13 protein-coding genes and 2 pseudogenes are annotated in these 18,187 nt (G+C 38.8%); 2 read left to right on the forward strand and 13 right to left on the reverse strand.

Annotated elements, in window-relative coordinates; translation table 11 throughout:
• Nucleotides 1-3 precede the first annotated feature (3 nt).
• The 5 genes from J6L97_RS08020 to J6L97_RS08040 form a co-directional block, all read right to left on the reverse strand.
• A complete protein-coding gene (locus J6L97_RS08020) occupies nt 4-852 on the reverse strand; it encodes a competence protein CoiA (protein ID WP_057726548.1) in 849 nt (282 codons plus the stop codon).
• 71 nt (nt 853-923) lie between these two features.
• The gene (locus J6L97_RS08025) at nt 924-1,670 is read right to left on the reverse strand and encodes an adaptor protein MecA (RefSeq protein ID WP_057726549.1); all 747 of its coding nucleotides are present in this window, start codon (nt 1,668-1,670) and stop codon (nt 924-926) included.
• A gap of 104 nt (nt 1,671-1,774) precedes the next feature.
• Entirely contained in the window at nt 1,775-2,173 is a 399-nt protein-coding gene (spxA, locus tag J6L97_RS08030) for a transcriptional regulator SpxA (protein WP_013086037.1), read from the reverse strand.
• A gap of 223 nt (nt 2,174-2,396) precedes the next feature.
• Nucleotides 2,397-4,130, reverse strand: coding sequence for a phosphoenolpyruvate--protein phosphotransferase (ptsP, locus tag J6L97_RS08035; RefSeq protein ID WP_057726550.1), 1,734 nt, complete (start codon nt 4,128-4,130; stop codon nt 2,397-2,399).
• Entirely contained in the window at nt 4,130-4,396 is a 267-nt protein-coding gene (locus tag J6L97_RS08040; RefSeq protein WP_005718606.1) for a phosphocarrier protein HPr, read from the reverse strand. Before J6L97_RS08040 ends, ptsP begins: the two co-directional genes overlap by 1 nt.
• A 211-nt stretch (nt 4,397-4,607) precedes the next feature.
• Here J6L97_RS08040 and J6L97_RS08045 point away from each other — a divergent pair.
• Together J6L97_RS08045 and J6L97_RS08050 are read left to right on the forward strand one after the other, a co-directional pair.
• Nucleotides 4,608-5,480: pseudogene (locus J6L97_RS08045) on the forward strand (IS982 family transposase).
• Nucleotides 5,481-5,547: 67 nt separating this feature from the next.
• Nucleotides 5,548-6,571, forward strand: a pseudogene (locus tag J6L97_RS08050) (IS30 family transposase).
• Nucleotides 6,572-6,871: 300 nt separating this feature from the next.
• On the opposite strand, the gene J6L97_RS08055 reads toward J6L97_RS08050, so the two are convergent.
• The 8 genes from J6L97_RS08055 to J6L97_RS08090 all read right to left on the reverse strand — a co-directional run bounded on the left by J6L97_RS08055 (nt 6,872) and on the right by J6L97_RS08090 (nt 18,111).
• Nucleotides 6,872-7,729, reverse strand: coding sequence for a sugar ABC transporter permease (locus J6L97_RS08055; protein WP_005720055.1), 858 nt, complete (start codon nt 7,727-7,729; stop codon nt 6,872-6,874).
• A 2-nt stretch (nt 7,730-7,731) separates the two neighbouring features.
• The gene (locus J6L97_RS08060; RefSeq protein ID WP_023487722.1) at nt 7,732-9,090 is read right to left on the reverse strand and encodes a carbohydrate ABC transporter permease; all 1,359 of its coding nucleotides are present in this window, start codon (nt 9,088-9,090) and stop codon (nt 7,732-7,734) included.
• Nucleotides 9,091-9,164: 74 nt separating this feature from the next.
• The gene (locus tag J6L97_RS08065; RefSeq protein WP_057726963.1) at nt 9,165-10,391 is read right to left on the reverse strand and encodes an extracellular solute-binding protein; all 1,227 of its coding nucleotides are present in this window, start codon (nt 10,389-10,391) and stop codon (nt 9,165-9,167) included.
• A gap of 114 nt (nt 10,392-10,505) precedes the next feature.
• The gene (locus J6L97_RS08070; RefSeq protein WP_013086992.1) at nt 10,506-11,612 is read right to left on the reverse strand and encodes an ABC transporter ATP-binding protein; all 1,107 of its coding nucleotides are present in this window, start codon (nt 11,610-11,612) and stop codon (nt 10,506-10,508) included.
• A 21-nt stretch (nt 11,613-11,633) separates the two neighbouring features.
• The gene (gene pgmB, locus J6L97_RS08075; protein ID WP_054832993.1) at nt 11,634-12,296 is read right to left on the reverse strand and encodes a beta-phosphoglucomutase; all 663 of its coding nucleotides are present in this window, start codon (nt 12,294-12,296) and stop codon (nt 11,634-11,636) included.
• Entirely contained in the window at nt 12,289-14,553 is a 2,265-nt protein-coding gene (locus J6L97_RS08080; RefSeq protein WP_057726964.1) for a glycoside hydrolase family 65 protein, read from the reverse strand. Before J6L97_RS08080 ends, pgmB begins: the two co-directional genes overlap by 8 nt.
• Before the next feature lie 171 nt (nt 14,554-14,724).
• Nucleotides 14,725-16,446, reverse strand: coding sequence for a glycoside hydrolase family 13 protein (locus J6L97_RS08085; protein WP_013086994.1), 1,722 nt, complete (start codon nt 16,444-16,446; stop codon nt 14,725-14,727).
• A gap of 3 nt (nt 16,447-16,449) precedes the next feature.
• Nucleotides 16,450-18,111: an alpha-glucosidase gene (locus J6L97_RS08090; protein WP_150399411.1), complete on the reverse strand. Its 1,662-nt coding sequence runs from the start codon at nt 18,109-18,111 to the stop codon at nt 16,450-16,452.
• Nucleotides 18,112-18,187 lie beyond the last annotated feature (76 nt).

Genomic DNA, 18,187 nt, shown 5'->3' on the forward strand with positions numbered 1-18,187 from the left:
GTTTTATTTTTGCAAAAAATCACTAACCCGATCTCTTTCACCTGGGTTACGCCAAGTAGCAAAAACTTTATCAGGTAAATCATCAAGAGTTAATTTGCGTTCATAAAGCATCTCTCCTATTTTCAATCCTAACTTTGTTTTTTGCATAATTTGCTGGCGTAAATATTTTCTTTGAGTTGCAATGTTCAAAGAATATTCTTTTTTGAATGGCTTAAAGCGCCAAAAATCTTTTATCCCCAATTCATCAAGGAAAAATGATTTACTTTGATAAACCAATTTATTAGCTATCGGTTCTTCTAAAACATTATATTTTAAGCAAAAACGATTTCTCTGTGGATTAATTTCTAAATAGTAATTCCCCCAAGCTTTATTTTGTCGAAAGAAAATCAACTGTGTGCGTTTCAATCGCCGTTTCAAATAGTGTCGCTGCCCCACAATCCAAATATCTTTTACACCAATTTTTTGATAAAGCTGATGCCGATGGTTAAATTCTTGTTGACTCAACGGCGCACATTGAACTTCAAACGCTAACTTAGCAGTTGCTAAGACATCTGCACGCAATTGTCCTTCAGCTAATGGAATCTCAACTTCTGCCGGAAAACCAGCTGCCGTCAAAGCTGACTTCAACAGCATTTTCGATTGGTGATGCTCCTCTTTTTCACCCATTAAGTTACTGTACTTCACAAGATGCTTAAAAAAGGCTGCTTTTTGCTCCGACATAACCAAAATTACTTTTTTATTGCAATGTGGACAGTGATAATTATCACGATTCAATTTCTTTTGCCTTGCATTAACTAAACATGCTTCGTCAACTGCAAGGACTAATTTCTTATTTAACATGGCTGCATACATTTTTCTCACCCATGTTTTATTACGTAAAAAAGAGACGGAATTTTGTCCCGTCTCTTTTTCTTTAAAGAATCTTAATAATTAGCTGCTTTTAAAAAGTAATGTCGAATCTGGCCTAAAGCATTTTGCATCAATAAGCATTTGCCTGTTTCTTCAACTACACGCATCTTATCACTATCGACCTTAAAACCAAATTCGTTGGCTATTGTCCACGCATCTGCTGGTTTAAGCTCCTCATATTCTTCATCAAGAAATGCCAAATTTAAGAAATATTGTCCATGCAAGTAATACAAGCTAGAAGCTAAATCATTTGCCTTAAGGTTATCAGCTAATTCAATTAGACTACCTAAATCATCAAAATAGTAAGCCTGAGTCTTGCGCGATCTCCAATCAGTTGGCTCATTGTTTTTATCATCTTGGTTAAAAAAGTTGTGAGTAGCTGGTCCTTGAGGAGCCGAATTTGAATTCGTACTCTCCTCATCTAAATCAAAGAAACTTTTTGAATCATCCGAATTCGTTGATGATTGCTCATCCTTAGGAAAGCTATCACCCATTAGTTTCCTTAAATTCTGTGCATCGTCCGGCTTAACTTTGGTGATCATCAAATCTAATCCCCCATTATTAGGCATTACTTGAAATGATACTGGAGCACCATTGGCAAATTCATGGTCTTCATCGACCTCATCAAGAATTTTATAGAAGAAGTCTTGAATCTTTTGTCTATTACCTAATAAATCAAGCATTCCCATCCCACGACGAGCCAATTCAGCTTTATCAATTCGAACTCTGATAGTATTCTTATCAATATGATCTACCTGCACAGGATCTCACCTCCATGAATTAATATATCTATTGTAGCGTATTTTTCGTTTAAAATAAAAGTGTTAGTCTCAACAAAAGCCTTAACTAACACTTTTCAATCATTTTATAAATCTGCAATCTTTTGTGCTTCAGCCAATTCCAACCGACGAACTTTTCGTGGCAAGAATCGACGAATTTCATCTTCATTGTAACCAACTTGAAGTCGACGATCATCCATAATGATTGGTCTTCTTAACAAGCTAGGATTCTTTTCTACTAAATCAAGTAACTGATCAATTGATAAATCATCTAAATTGATTCGCAATTGTTGAAAAGTTCTTGAGCGGGTAGAAATGATTTCCTCAGTACCATTTTCAGTCATCCGCAAGATCTTTAATAATTCTTTTTTAGTCAATGGTTCAGAAAAAATGTTTCTTTCCTCGAATGGAATATTATGTTTTTCAAGCCACGCTCTTGCCTTGCGACATGAAGTACAACTAGGAGAGACATATAAATCTACCATAAAAATCACGCTCCTCAGAACAAATATTTGTATACGTTTCATTACTCATAGCTAGTATACCATATAAGCTTCTTTTTCGTAAGTGCTTAATTTATCGTTTACCTCTGCTATTTACTTAATACTAAAGATAAAACGTGAATTATTTGTGAAGATTTCGTTCATTTTGTTTAAAATTATTAAAAATAAAAAAAGAGACATCACAGTCTCTTTTTGCAAATTAAAACTACTTGTTCAATTTTTTCATTAAATTATTAACTAATTTTTCGTTGTCTTCAGCAGTTTCTGATACATAACAAGCTTCGTTAGCTAATTTCTTAATGTCAGCAGTGTTCAATTTCTTCATTAAGCTTCTGATACGTAAGATTGAAGTTGCACTCATTGAGTATTCATCAAGCCCCATTGAAAGTAAGATTGGGAACATAGTGTTATCACCAGCAGCTTCACCACACATACCACACCAAATACCGTTTTCATGAGCACCATCAATAGTGTGCTTAATCAAACGAAGTACTGATGGGTTATATGGTTGGTACAAGTATGACACATTATCATTACCACGGTCAGCAGCCATAGTATATTGAATTAAGTCATTAGTACCAATTGAGAAGAAGTCAACTTCCTTTGCAAATTGATCAGCTAAAACGGCTGCAGCAGGTACTTCAATCATCATACCGACTTGCAAGTCATCACCAATCTTAACGCCTTCTTTAGCGAGCTTATCTTTTTCTTCAGCTAAAATTTGCTTAGCTTCACGTAATTCTGCTAAAGTACCGATCATTGGGAACATAATTCCTAATGGACCGTATGCAGATGCACGAAGTAAAGCTCTTAATTGAGTTCTAAAGATATCCTTGTATTGCATAGAAAGACGGATAGCACGAACACCTAAGAATGGGTTCATTTCTTCTGGAAGATCCCAGTAATCAAGGTGCTTGTCACCACCGATATCACAGGTTCTGATAATGGTTTGTTTACCATTCATACCTTCAATAACTTCCTTGTAGGCATCAAATTGAGCTTCTTCAGTTGGAAAGTCACTAGAGTCCATGTACAAGAACTCTGTTCTGTACAAACCAATGGCTTCCGCACCATTATCCTTTACACCTGGCATATCATTAGGTGTACCAATGTTAGCAGCAATGATAAATTTCTTGCCATCTGCAGTAACTGATGGTTCATTCTTAAGCTTAGCCCATTCTGCCTTTTGCTTAAGGAATGCTTCACTCTTTTGCTTGTAATCAGCTACTTGAGCGTCACTTGGATCAATAATTGCATCCCCGTCAAGACCATCAGCAATTAACATATCGCCGTTCTTAACATCCTTAGTAATTGAGTCAGTACCAACAACAGCTGGCAATTCAAGTGAACGAGCCATAATTGCTGAGTGTGCTGTACGACCACCAATATCAGTAACAAAACCCTTAACATACTTTTTGTTAAGTTGAGCAGTGTCACTTGGAGTTAAGTCGTGAGCTACAACAATTACTTCATGATCGATTGAAGCAGGATTTGGTAATTCCTTACCAAGAAGGTGAGCCATAATACGCTTTGAAACATCACGTACGTCAGCAGCACGTTCTTGCATGTAAGGATTATCTGTCATCCCTTCAAAAATAGCAATAAACTTCTTAGCAGTCTCATCAAGAGCAGCTTCTGCGTTGATCTTTGAATCCTTAATTTCATTCTCAATGGCACCAGTAAATTCTGGGTCATTTAAAATCATTAAGTGTGCTTCAAAAACTTGAGCTTCTTCATCGCCCAAGCTTTCTTTAGCAATATCATGAATCTTTTCAACTTCAGCAGTTGAAGTCTTAATTGCATCGTTGTAACGAGCTACTTCAGCTTCAACATCAGCAATTGAAGATTTAGAGAATGAAAGATCAGGCTCCACAAGAAGATATGCTGGAGCAATAGCGATACCATCACTTGCAGCAATTCCTTTTAAAGTCTTGGTCATTATTCAGCTAAACCTTCTTTTTTCATAGTGTCGGCAATTGCGTCCAATGCGTCCTTTTCGTCATCACCTTCAGCAGTGATAGTAACATCAGCATTTTGACCAACACCAAGTGACATAACACCCATGATTGACTTCAAGTTTACTGACTTACCGTTGTATTCCAAGTTAACATCTGAGCCAAACTTTGAAGCAGCTTGTACTAAAAGAGTAGCTGGACGTGCATGAATACCTGTTTCTGCAATGATATGAAAATCGCGTTTTTCCATTATAAATATCTCCTTTAAATTGAAAAATTAAACTGGTAATAAATACCCATTCGAGTATTAGATTATCATGTTTTTACAGATTAGACAACTGCAATGTAACAGTTTACATTATTTACGCGTGGTGCTAGTTAAATCGTTTTAGTTAATAAAAAAGTCCAATTAGACTAGACTCAAGTTGTAAGTAATTTAAATAGAAAAGAGTCTGATCTAATTGAACTATCTCAAGCTTAAGCGTTTTTCTCACCATTTACAAGTTAGTTTTAATCGGTTAAGTGTGATTTGTCGCTCGCTATATAAGCTTTATGCACCTGATGGACTTAAAGATCGTAAAAATGTTGATTAGACCAAGCTTCCTGATAGTTCTATCTTAGTGATGCTCATTTGGCAAACTGAAATTGGAATTGAATCTCAACGAAGATTCTGTAAATTCTTCGTTGGCTTATCTCATTCTCGTTTTAACCGTCGAGCTCGAATGCTCTTGCCTCTAATTCGTTGTATCCGTCAGGCTTGGAATCAAGAAGTAAAGACAGCTGGAGAATTTTTGATTATTGATAGTTTCCCAGTGCCAGTTTGCCAGCCTGTTCGCAATTATCGTGTCAAGATCTTTCGGGGCGTAGCTGATATTGGTTATAAAGCAACCAAGAAAGTCTATTATTATGGCTTCAAGGTCCACGCAATAGTAAGCGATGATGGCTATCTGCTTGACTATGCAGTTACTAAAGCGTCAGTACATGATGCCAAAGAGACAGTAGAATTGATGATCAATGCTCATCCAGCCAACCATTATCTTTTAGGAGATGAAGGTTATTTAGGCAAAAATCTAGCTACTAATCTAAAGCGCATGGGATATGTGCTTTGGACGCCATATCGTAAAAATATGCAAGGAGCTAGAAGGCATAATGATCATCAATTGATGGCAATTAGAAGAAGCATTGAAAGCGACTTTTCTTTGCTTAGTTATTACAACGCTGAGAATAATCGAGCAAGAAGTCCAGTAGGCTTTCAACAGCGGCTAGAAATAGCTATTTTAGCTTATAATATGGCATATTGTCTAGAACGATTTAAAATTGAAGTGCAACACTAAGTGTTAAACAAAAAGGCCATGAAGACCTAAACTTGAAGTGACGAAAAATCAAGAAAGGAAGATCTTCATGACCAATTCAAATTCTAGCATTTCTAAGCACTATCATCAATTAACCAGCGTACAACGTGGACAAATTCAAGCAATGCTGGATTCCGGCATAACTTCCCGTACTGTTATCGCTCAAGAAGTCGGCTGCCATAAGTCGACAATCAGTCGCGAAATCAAACGCGGAAGCGTCCTGCAAAGAGACAGCAGCTATTTATTGTATGAGCACTATTACGCTGATACTGCACAGCTTTATTATGAGAAGCGTCGCAAAAACTGCTATCAGCGCAATCCATTGAAGCATTATGCTGTCTTTTTGGGGACGCTTTAAAGCTAAATTTGATGCCACCAGCATCGATGAATTCGTTGGTGAATTCAAAAGGACTATGCCAGGCTACCCTTGTCCCAGCACACCAACCGTCTATCGCTATATTGATCAGGGCTTGCTGGACATAAGCAATATTGATCTGCCTATGAAGCTCAAAAGACGCAGGAACAAGCGTCATCACAGCCATGGCGGTCACGCTTTGCACAAGAAGCATCTTGGCAATTCCATTGAACAGCGTCCTAAAGAGATTGAAGACAGAAAAACGCCGCTGCATTGGGAAGGAGATCTGGTTAAAGGCGTCAGACGCAAGAATCAGCCTGCTTTAATGACTTTGACCGAAAGAACCACACGCTTTGAAGTAGTTATCAAGATTCCTGACTATCGGGCAAGCACATGCCCAAGGCTGCTTCAAAATGAGATTGACAGACATCCTGCCTGTTTTAAATCGATCACGTTTGACAATGGCTCTGAGTTTGCGGATATGACCAAGATCAAAGGCTGCCAGATCTACTTCGCCCACCCATATTCTCCATGGGAAAGAGGCACCAATGAGAACTGCAATGGACTTCTGCGTCAATTCTTCCCTAAAGGCAAAAGCATGAAAGATAAGTCAGCTGCTTATGTTCAACAGGCAACTGATGCCATTAACCGCAAACATCGTCGAATCCTTCAATATCACACAGCAGAAGAACTCTTTAAGCAATATATTTCCTCATAGCCTAACTGTTGCACTTAATTTGACAATTCAGGTATTAATTATGATCCTCAGGAGCGCTTCAATGGCAAGAGCGCAGGTAAGGTTAGAAAAGAAGCTAAGAATAATCCAGAGAATATAATTTCATATCCAATAAAACAAGATAAACGATATAAAGACTTTTGGAAAAAGATTGATGAAAAGAAAAATCAGCTCGCACAATAGCGAACTGATTAATCAAATTAATTTATATATTTAAGCTGTCTACTTGACACGGTACGGATCAGAAAAGCAAAGCGTTTTTTAGCATAAGCAATATTTGCATTAACCCTTATCGGCACCAGCAGTAATTCCGTTAACGTAGAACTTCTGCATGAAAACGAACAAGATAGTAATAGGGATAGCGATGATTACACACCCTGCAACGAATTGAGCGAAGTATGCAGTCGCGTTACCTTTAGCTGTGTGCACCATGTTATACAAACCATAAGCAACTGTATAAGTCTTAGCATTTCCTGAGGTTGAAAGAATAATACCTGAGAAAATGAAGTCTGTCCATGGAGCGATGAAGGCAGTCAAAGCAGTATAAACAATCATTGGCTTTGAAAGTGGCAAACCAATATGTAAGAATACTTGCCACTTAGTAGCACCGTCGATTTCGGCAGCTTCGTCGATTGACCGAGGAATAGTATCAAAGAATCCTTTAGCAACGTAGAAGCCCAAACCGGCACCACCAACATAAACTAGTAACAATCCGAAGAGGTTTAACATGTTAAGACCCTTCAAGATGTAATACAAAGCGATCATTGACATGAAGCCTGGGAACATTCCCAATACCAATGCGATCTGTAAGAATGGCTTTCTAAATGCAAAGCGAAGTCGTGACAGAACGTAGGCAACTGAAATAGTTAAGAAAGTTGAAATTACCATTGAAAGCAATGAAATAACTAAAGTATTAATGATCCAGTTACCAAATGGATATTGTGGATTAGTAAAAATCCCAATATAGTTCTGCAATGTGAATTTTTCCGGCCAGAAGGTCGAAACGAATCCAGTATCATTGAATGAAAAACTTGCTAAGACGATCCAGACAATCGGTAAAATCCATAGAATCGCTAAAACAATTAATAGGATATACCGAAAGATTAATGAGAGCCGTCTTTGATTTGAATATGACTTCATGTCTAGCCCTCCTTAAATGCATTAGTACGACGATATGCAATCAGTGAAACAGTTGCACTAATAATGAAGATTAAGATACCCAATACGGCACTGGCGTTATAACGCTGTTCCTGACCGAAGGTCAAGTTATATAACCACGTTACCAACAAGTCAGTCGATCCAGCACCGTTATACTTACTGTTCATTGGTGCACCACCTGTCAGCAAGAAGATAACATTGAAGTTGTTGATGTTACCAATAAATTGTTGGATAAGTGAAGGTGCCATCACAAATAAAATTTGTGGAAAAGTGATTGAACGGAAAATTTGTGCAGCATTAGCACCATCAATCTTAGCAGCTTCAATTTGATCTTGTGGCAAGTTTTGAATAATCGCTGTTGAAACCAACATAGAAACCGGAATACCGATCCACATGTTAACAAGAATAACGGTAATTCTTGCAACTAAAGGTGAAGCTTGATTATCAATAAAGTGAATTGGTGAACTAATCCAATGCAAGTTCATCAAGATATTGTTCAAAGCACCTTGGTAGTCCAAGAACTGCGCCATCATCAAAAGTGAAACGAATTGTGGTACAGCCCAAATGATAACAAAGATTGTTCTCCAGAATCCCTTGTGCTTGATTCCTTTTGATTCAATCAGAAGAGCGAGCAAAACACCAAAGAAGAAAGTCGTAGCAGTAGCTGCCACAGCCCAGATCAAAGTCCAGCCTAAGACTGGGAAGAAAGTACCAGCTAAGTCACCACTCAAAACATTGCCAAATGCTTGGAAGCCTGTCCATGAGAAAGCGATTGGGTGTTGACGATCATAGTTGGTAAAGGCCATTGAAATCATGAAGATCGTTGGCAAAATCGTAAAGAACAAGATACCCAATAATGGAATAACCATCAAGGTTGCGTGTAACCGAGTATCAAGCAAACTCTTAAGTTCTTCAACGTTAGTTGGAATATGGTCCCCATCACGCTTCAAAATATAATTATGTCTAGTTGAGCGTAAGTTGACAATGTATAGATAAATGATTGCTACACATAAGATCAAGGCCAATACACCGAATAACAAAATCAAAACTGAGTTTGATGGTTGCTTGGTTACATAAACGCCTTGTGCGGCATCATAAACAACTTTTTTGGTTTTAATAGTACCTAATGTAGCTAATGAATTTAAAGTAGGGATACCACTGAGGATAAACCAAACAATAAAGATAATTTCTGAAAGTAAGAATGAAATACCTTTTACCCATTGTTTGTTTGCCAAGGCGTTACTACCCATTAAGAAGAATGATAACTTGGTAGCAATGTCGCCTTTTGACCAAACCTCGCGATATGTTGCTTTAGGAGCTACATGCTTTTTCTTTAGAAACATAACTTCTCCCCTTCTTAGGCAAAAAGGTTGGACAATTTTTATTTAGCCCAACCCTTGCTTATGCTTTTAGCAAATTATTTCTTTTCAATATTCTTAGCGAGCTTAGCAAGTTGTGCCTTGTATTGTGATGGCTTAATCTTACCGTCGTAAGAACCACTGATAAGTGGAGCTGAACCGTTCCAGAATGCAGCCATTTGTGGAAGTTTAGGTTGCAATACTGAGTTACCTGGCTTAGCCATTTCAATTACAGCTTCAGCAACCGGGTCACTCTTAATAGCACTTGAGTTGACAGCGCTCTTCAATACTGGAATTTGACCAGCGTTCTTATGAGCAATTAATTGTGACTTCTTGTTAGTAATGTAAGCAGCTAAATCTGAAGCAGCCTTAGCATTCTTGGTGTTAGCATTAACTGCGAAGCCTTCAATACCAAGGAATGCTTCCATTTGTACGCTCTTACCACCAACTTCAATCTTAGGATACTTAGCAACTGCGAAGTTCTTACCCAAGATCTTCTTGATATTAGCAGCGTTCCAAGGACCGTCCAAAATAGCTTGTGCGTTACCCTTCTTCAATTGGTTCAAAGCGTTTGAAGTTTGCATTACGCTCTTGTTCTTCTTTTGAGCTGCGTACCACTTCAAAGCATTAACACCGTTTTGTGAGTTGAAAGTTGAGCCCTTAAGGTCTTCACCATTCTTACCGTAAAGTGTAGTACCTGCTGAGAACATTACTGGCCACATTACGTAAGCGTTAGTAAAGTCGGTAGCTACAACACCCTTTGAAGTTAAAGTCTTCCAGTCCTTAACGTCGTTAGCTGATAACTTAGACTTGTTGTAGTAAATGGTTTGAGCTTGTTGTGCGTATGGGAATGCGTAAACCTTGCCCTTCCAAGTTACACCCTTTGAAGCAACATCGACATAGTTGTCTTGGATATCCTTAGTTGCTGATGGTGAAAGTGGGTTAATGTAACCAGCTTCAGCCATTTGACCTAATTGATCGTTAGGAACTTCAAAGACATCAGCAGCCTTTGATGGGTCCTTACCAACGTCTGTCTTAGCGTTAGCTGAACCGTTAGGACTTTGAACTACACGAACCTTAATATTCTTGTTCTTCTTAGTAAAGTCCTTAGCAATTTGCTTGTAGTAAGGAACTTGTTCAGTATCCACCCAAAGAGTCAAGTTAGCCTTCTTGTTTGAATTACTGCTACTTGATGATGAATTACTTGAGCCGTTTGAACATGCTGCTAATGATAATGCAGCAAGAACAGCAGTACTACCTAAAGCCATTTTCTTCCAAATCTTCATGACTTTTTCCTCCTAAAAATCAAAACAATAAACAATTCTTAACAACAGTAGCTTCTGCTACATATGGTTGTAAGCTTAATTAATAATTATCTGTACTGCGTTTTCAGTACCAGATTAGTTAACAATCGCCTTCGTGGAATCTTTATCAAAGAAGTGAGCTTTGTTAACATCAAAGCCCATCTTAACCTTGTCACCTGGCTTGTGATAATCACGTGAATTTACAATAGCAGTAAATTCAGTACCATCAACTTCTTGGTGAAGCTGAATAGTTGCACCTAGAAGCTCTGAAACAACAACCTTTGATTCAATTACTGAATCTGGCCATGTTTCCATAAATGCTTCTTCTGAGTGAATATCTTCTGGACGAATACCGAAGACCAAGTCTTTATCGTTGTAGCCCTTTTCTTCCAGCAGTTTTGCCTTACCTTCAGGAATACCAATATTCAAGCCTTTGCCATCAGAAATTCGACCGTCCTTGTAGTGAACATTGAAGAAATTCATTTGTGGGGAACCAATAAATCCGGCAACGAACATGTTAACTGGATTGTTGTAAACTTCAAGTGGTGAGCCGATTTGTTCAACTCTACCAACAGACATTACAACAACTCTATCAGCCAAAGTCATCGCTTCAGTCTGATCGTGGGTAACATAAATAGTTGTAGTACCCAAGTCTTGGTGAAGCTTAGCAATTTCAGTACGCATTACCACACGCAATTTAGCATCCAAGTTTGATAAAGGTTCATCCATCAAGAAGATAGGTGCCGCACGAACGATTGCACGTCCTAATGCAACACGCTGTCTTTGACCACCGGACAAAGCACCTGGCTTCTTATCCAAGTACTCTTCAAGGCCTAACATCTTAGCTGCTTTTTTAACCTTTTGATCAATTTCATCTTTAGGCGTGTGACGCAACTTTAAACCGAAGGCCATGTTGTCATAAATGGTCATGTGTGGATACAAAGCGTAGTTCTGGAAAACCATCGCAATGTGTCTGTCCTTTGGAGCAACATCGTTCATTACTTTATGATCGATTTCCAAAGTACCCTTACTGATGTCTTCCAAACCAGCAACCATTCTCAAAGTAGTTGACTTACCACAGCCAGATGGACCAACGAAAACGATGAATTCCTTATCCTTGATATGTAAGTCAAAGTCGTTAACAGAATATCTGTCGTTACCTGCATATTTTTTGTAAATATGGTTTAAATCAACCTCAACCATTGTTTCCCCTACTCTCTTTAATTATTTTTCATTAAAAACTTTTTCAATTTCACTCAATTTCAACTCAGCAGTTGTTGGAACGATGTAATCAGCTTCTTTCAAAAGCTCCTTATCACCAATTCCTACGGCAAATTGACCTGCGGCCTTGATTGCTTCGACCCCAGCTTTGGCATCTTCAAAACTGATTACTTCATCAGCCTTTAACCCTGCAATTTCTTGCGCTTTGATGTAAATTTCAGGATCTGGCTTACCATGATGAAGCGTTGCTGGATCAACAATGCCATCAAATTCATCCATAATACCTAATCTAGTTAAAATCTTAGGAGCATTCTTAGAAGCAGAAGCAATTACCATCTTTAAGTTTTGCTTCTTAGCATCTGCCAATAACTCAGAGATCCCAGGCAAAATGTCCTTTGGCGTCATTGTTTCTACTTGTTCAACAAATTTAGCGTTCTTTTCTGCAGCAAACTTTTCTTTTTCTGCTTCGGTGTATTTGTCTTCTTGACCACCGTACTTCAAGATCAGGTTAAGTGAATCCATTCTTGAAATACCACGCAAGCTATCAAGTTGAGCATCTGTTAAGGTAATGCCTAATTCCTTAGCTAAATTGTTCCAAGCTGTAAGGTGAAACTTAGCTGAGTTAGTTAAAACACCATCTAAATCGAATAACAATCCTTTAAGCATTTGTAGTTTCACCTTCTTTAAGAGTAACTTTCTTATCGTGAACTAATACATCAATATCTTCACCCTTAAGCAAAGTAAGCTTAGTTCCTTCATGATCAACATAAACTTCGATCAAGCGACCACGGTAGTTGATCTTGAAGCTGTAGTGATCCCAACCTTCAGGAACAAATGGGTTAAACTTCAATTGGTTGTGATCGTAACGCATGCCTGCGAAACCTTGAACAATTGTAAGCCATGAACCACTCATTGAAGTGATGTGCAAACCATCAACGGTGTCGTTGTTGTAGTTATCAAGGTCAAGACGAGCAGTTCTTTGGTAAAGCTCAACAGCCTTCTTTTGCTTGCCAAGTTCAGCAGCTAAGATTGAGTGAATACATGGTGAAAGTGAACTTTCGTGAACTGTTAATGGTTCGTAGAAGTCGAAGTTCTTTTCCTTTTGTTCCACAGTGTATTCATCGTTCAAGAAGTAGATACCTTGTAAAACATCGGCTTGCTTGATGAATGGTGATCTCAAGATCTTGTCCCATGACCAGTGTTGGTTAATTGGACGTTGATCTTCGATTTCGCTAACTGGACGAATATCCTTGTCTAGGAAGTCATCTTGTTGTAAGAAGATGCCTCGTTCCTTGTCTTCTGGTAAGTACATGTTATCTACGATGTCTTGCCATTTAGCCTTTTCTTCGTCAGTTACGCGAACTCTTTCTTGAGCTTCCTTAGTAGCAAGTGGCAAACGTTCCAAAGTGTATTTGAGAAGCCATCTTGCCATGGTGTTGGTGAACCAGTTGTTGTTTACGTTGTTTTCGTATTCATTAGGACCCGTTACACCGTGCATTACGTACTTGTTACGCCACTTTGACCAGTGAACTCTAGCTGCCCAGAATCTTGCGGTACCAACTAAAACGTCCATACCTTCGTTCTTAACGTAGCTGTCGTCGCCAGTGTAATCAGTGTACATAGCGATTGCGTGAGGAATGTCCGCATTTCTGTGAATTTCTTCAAAGGTGATTTCCCATTCATTGTGACATTCAATCCCGTTGAAGGTAACCATTGGGAACAATGCACCTGGTAAGCCTTGTTCTTTAGCGTTATGGTATGCGCCTGGCAATTGATCGTGACGGTATTGTAAAAGTGCCCGAGTAACACTAGGATCAGTAACACATAAGTACATTGGAACAATGTAGGCTTCAGTATCCCAGTAAGTAGCACCACCGTATTTTTCACCGGTAAAACCTTTAGGACCAACGTTAAGACGTTCATCTTCACCGTAATAAGTCATGAATAATTGACAAATGTTAAAGCGGATACCTTGTTGAGCGGCATCATCACCAGCAATTACAACATCTGATTTGTCCCAGCGCTTTTGCCAAACGGCTTCATGATCAGCTAAGTTTTCTTCAAAACTCTTAGCTTGAAGCTTGGTCATCAATTCAGCTGCCTTAGCATCTTGATCATCTGGTTTGACGTCACGACTAGTAACAACAATGACATCTTTTTCAAGATCGTAGCTTTCGCCTTCATTTAACTCAACTGAAAGCTTTTCATGAAGTTGGGCTGCTTCAGTTGAAACATCACCCTTAACTACTTCACCATTATGACGAAGACTTTGCTTAAGGAGGACTGTAAATTGTGGAACCTTGTATGGGTTAGCCTTAGTTTCAACCTTAATAGTTCTTGCTTCAGCATTTTCACCTAAAGGCATCCAGAATTTTGCATCGTAGTTACTGTCTTCGTTAACAACAGTTCCATCAAGTGCTGCATCAAAGTCGATCTTAGCTTTACCACTTAAAACGATAGCCTTAACTTTAATTAAAGCTGCTTCTTTTAAGGTAATATGTAAAAACCTTTCGAATTCGAATTTAACCTTAGTATCCTTACCTTCATAAGTAAAACTTCTAGTCAGAAGACCTTGGTGCATATCAAGTGCTAAGTAGAAATCACTAAACTTAACTTTAGCTAAGTCAAGTTTTTCACCATTAATCGTAATTCCCATGTTGATGAAACTTGGTGAGTTAGGAACCTTACCAAAGTACTTTGGATATCCGTTCTTCCACCAACCAACACGCGTCTTATCAGGGAACCAAACACCAGCAAGGTAAGTACCTTGTAAGCTGTCACCTGAATAGCCTTCTTCAAAGTTTCCTCTCATACCCATGTAATCGTTGCCGATTGCAGTCATACTTTCTTGCAATCTTTTATCTTTTGGTTCGAACTTATGGGTAACGACCTTCCAAGGATCAATTTCAAAAATTCGTTTCATATATTCTATCTCCCGTAATATTCGAGGTGCTCTCTTGTCTACGCTTTCATTGTCCTTTAGTTGAAAGCGGTTTACAATATTAAATCTACTGTTACCGTTATCAGGATTAGTTAATAGAAAAAGAAGGTAGATCTTAATCTGCCTTCTTTTTTTGCTTATTAAAAGTAACTTTTAATGAACACTCACTACAAAGCCTTTTGGTGCCAATTGATTATTCTCATAATCTTGACTAAACGTGTTCTCACAATTGATCTCTACTGGATGATCGGTCGTGTTAAAGTATGCTTTAATGCTTTCATTCCCCTCACGATCGACCTCAATTAACCCATTCTCTGTTACGTGTAACTTAATTCGACCTTTACCGAAAGTTTCATCATGTTGCAAACGAAAGTCAATCAATTGATGAACTCGTTGCCAAACCGGGCCGTCTTCTTTTGCCCAATCCATTGGTTTACGACAATCAGGATCGTTGCCACCAGTCATACCCATTTCAGTTCCATAATAAATGCATGGACTACCCTTTTGCATAAATTCAAAAGCTAAGGCTTGCAAAGCCAAATCTTGGTCTCCATTAGCTACTGTCAAAATTCGGGCTGTATCGTGTGAATCAAGCATGTTCATCATGGCTGCATTGGTAGCATCCCGGTATTTCATCAACTGGTCGGTCAGACGACTAGTTAATTCTTGTGCTGACAGCTTATGCTTGAAAAAGTGATCTTCAATCTGCAATGTATATGGGTAATTCATTACGCCAGTAAATTCATCACCATTAAGCCATGGCTGAGCTGAGTGCCAAACTTCACCTACAATATAAAAATCAGACTTGATATCAGTAACGGCCTTGTGGAATTTCTTCCAGAAGTGGTGATCAACTTCGTTAGCCACATCTAGCCGCCAAGCATCAATATCAAAGTATTTTACCCAGTAAGTAGCAATCTCTAACAAGAAATCCTGTACTTCTGGATTAGCTGTGTTCAGCTTTGGCATATGCTTTTCAAAGGCAAAAGTATCGAACTTAGGACTACCCTCACCCTTTAATGGATCGCGGTAAGGTTCAACTGGATATTCATTAATGTGGAACCAACTAGCAAAACGAGAACTTGGACCATTTTTAACAACATCTTGCCATTGCATTGATTGATCACCCAGGTGGTTGAAAACCGCGTCCAGCATGACCTTCATTCCGCGGGCATGAGCTTCATTAACAACTTTCGCAAATAAATCCTTGTCGCCGAATGCCGGATCAACTTGCAAATAGTCAATCGTATCATATTTATGGTTAGAACTGGCTTTAAAAATAGGACAGAAATAAAGGCCATTAACACCCAGTTTCTTCAAGTAATCTAGATGGTCAAGCACGCCTTGCAGGTCACCACCATAGAAGTCTTCGCGGCCAGGATGATCCTCCGGATTCCACGCTTTAACCCCTTGGGGATCATTAGACTTATCACCGTTTGCAAAACGTTCTGGAAAGATTTGGTACCAAACAGTATGTTTAACCCATTCTGGCGTTTTCACCATATCAATTTCATGGCAATATGGCACTTTGAAATAAGAACCATCTTCCATAATGGCCTTGTCTACATCACCGCTAATTGCACGATCACCGACAACTACACTAGTGCCATCACTGCCAATTACTTCAAAGGTATACTTCAAGCGATGATATGGTGCTTCAAGCGTAATGCCCCAATGATCTTCACATTGCCCTACGCCAATTTTTTCCATCTCACATGTTTTAGCCTGTTCAAGTGGCAAATAATTATCGCAGTAGTGAACAATTACTTTTTTAACGTCATTTTTAGCACTGTGAAAACGCACGCGAACATGACTTGGATCAACTACAAAACTATCTTCACTTTCAGTTCGGTGTCTTAAAGCTGCTAATTGCATATATTAATTCTCCTTTTTCAACACAACACCTGCATAAGGCATCAAAGTTAATTTTTCATTAGTTAATTGATATTCTCCCGCTTTTAGTGTTGCAACAGTATAACCGGCTGGTATTTCAACAGTTGTCTTTTGATCACTCAATGAAACAGCTACAATGGCACTTTCATCATGTAAATCACGTTGATAAACATAGCTATTCTTATCCGTTGAAATCATATAATACGTTCCAGTCTGGAATAAGGCTTCTTTTTTGAGTTCCAGCAGTTCTTTGTAAAAATTAAACATGCTGGTGGTATCGTTAATCTCGTTAGCTACGCAAGCATCATCCTGTTTAATACCTGTTATCCATGGTTTAACTTCACTAAAACCATGGTTCTCAGTTGCATCCCACGGCATTGGACCACGGGCCGGCAATTTATGTGTTTCACTAACCATAGCTAAGGCCGCATCTTTGCTCAAAACTTTTTCTGCATCCTTTAACCATGGCGCTACAGTTTGATCTTCGAATTGATCTGCACTAGTGAAATGTAGATTCTTTAACCCTAATTCTTCACCGTAATAAATTACTGGAATTCCGCGTTGCAAATACATCAACATCGCCAAGCTCTTAGCCTGAGTCTGTGTTCTAGCTACGCGTGTAGCCAAACGGGCCATATCATGATTATTCCAATAAAGAGTAGGCTGCGATACGCCTGCTAATGTTTGTTGCCAAACCACTTGATTTTGTTTAAAGGCCGTCAAGTCTAACTTTTTAGGCTGATATTGCTTTGAAAAACGCTGATCACAATTAGAATCATCATCGGTAAAGTACCGGAAGGTAATTACACTATCCATTAGGTGATTACGCTTAGTCGTGTAATCAACAGCTAGATTGACACTAGCACTTGCAGCTTCACCTAATAAAAGCGTATCTGGATAATCCTGCTTAATCTGCTCACAGAAAGGCCGCATCCATTCCTGCACCTGTGGTAAGTTAGCGAAAAATGGTTCCGCAACAATTGGCTTGTTCACGTCCCCATCTCCAGTTGGATAATTTTGTCGCAAATCTGCCTTGCCAATATGGATAAAAGCGTCTAAACGCAAACCATCAATCCCTTTTTTCAGCCAATACTCTGCCACTTCCAACATAGCATGTCGAACTTCGGGATTTTTCCAATTCAAATCAGGCATCCGTTTATCAAACAAGTGAAAGTAAGATTGACCTGTGCCTGCTGGATCTGGCTCCCATACACTGCCACCAAAGAATGAACCCCAGTTATTAGGTCGCTTGCCATCATGACCAGCGAAAATATAGTAGTCTCGATAAAGGCTATCGGGGTTCTTGATGGCATCTTGGAACCAAGGATGTTGATCAGATGTATGATTCAAGACAAAATCCATGATGAGGTGAATTCCTGCTCGATGTAGATCCTTGATTAAGTTCTCCATATCTTCCATTGTTCCCATGTGTGGATCGATTGCGAAGTAGTTTGAAACGTCGTAGCCATTGTCCACCTGTGGTGAAACAAACACCGGATTTAGCCAAACAGCGTTAACTCCTAGATTTTTCAAATAAGGGATGCGTTTGCGAATACCATTAAGGTCACCAACGCCATCGCCATTGCTATCTTGAAAAGACTTAGGATAAATTTGATATATAATTGCGTGATCGTACCAATGTGCCATAATTAATTTCCTCCACGCATAGTGGAACGGATTGAAGAAACCGTTTTCAATATCGTATCTACTGTTATCGGTATCA

This window comes from Lactobacillus crispatus (assembly GCF_018987235.1).
GTDB classification, from domain to species: Bacteria; Bacillota; Bacilli; order Lactobacillales; family Lactobacillaceae; genus Lactobacillus; species Lactobacillus crispatus.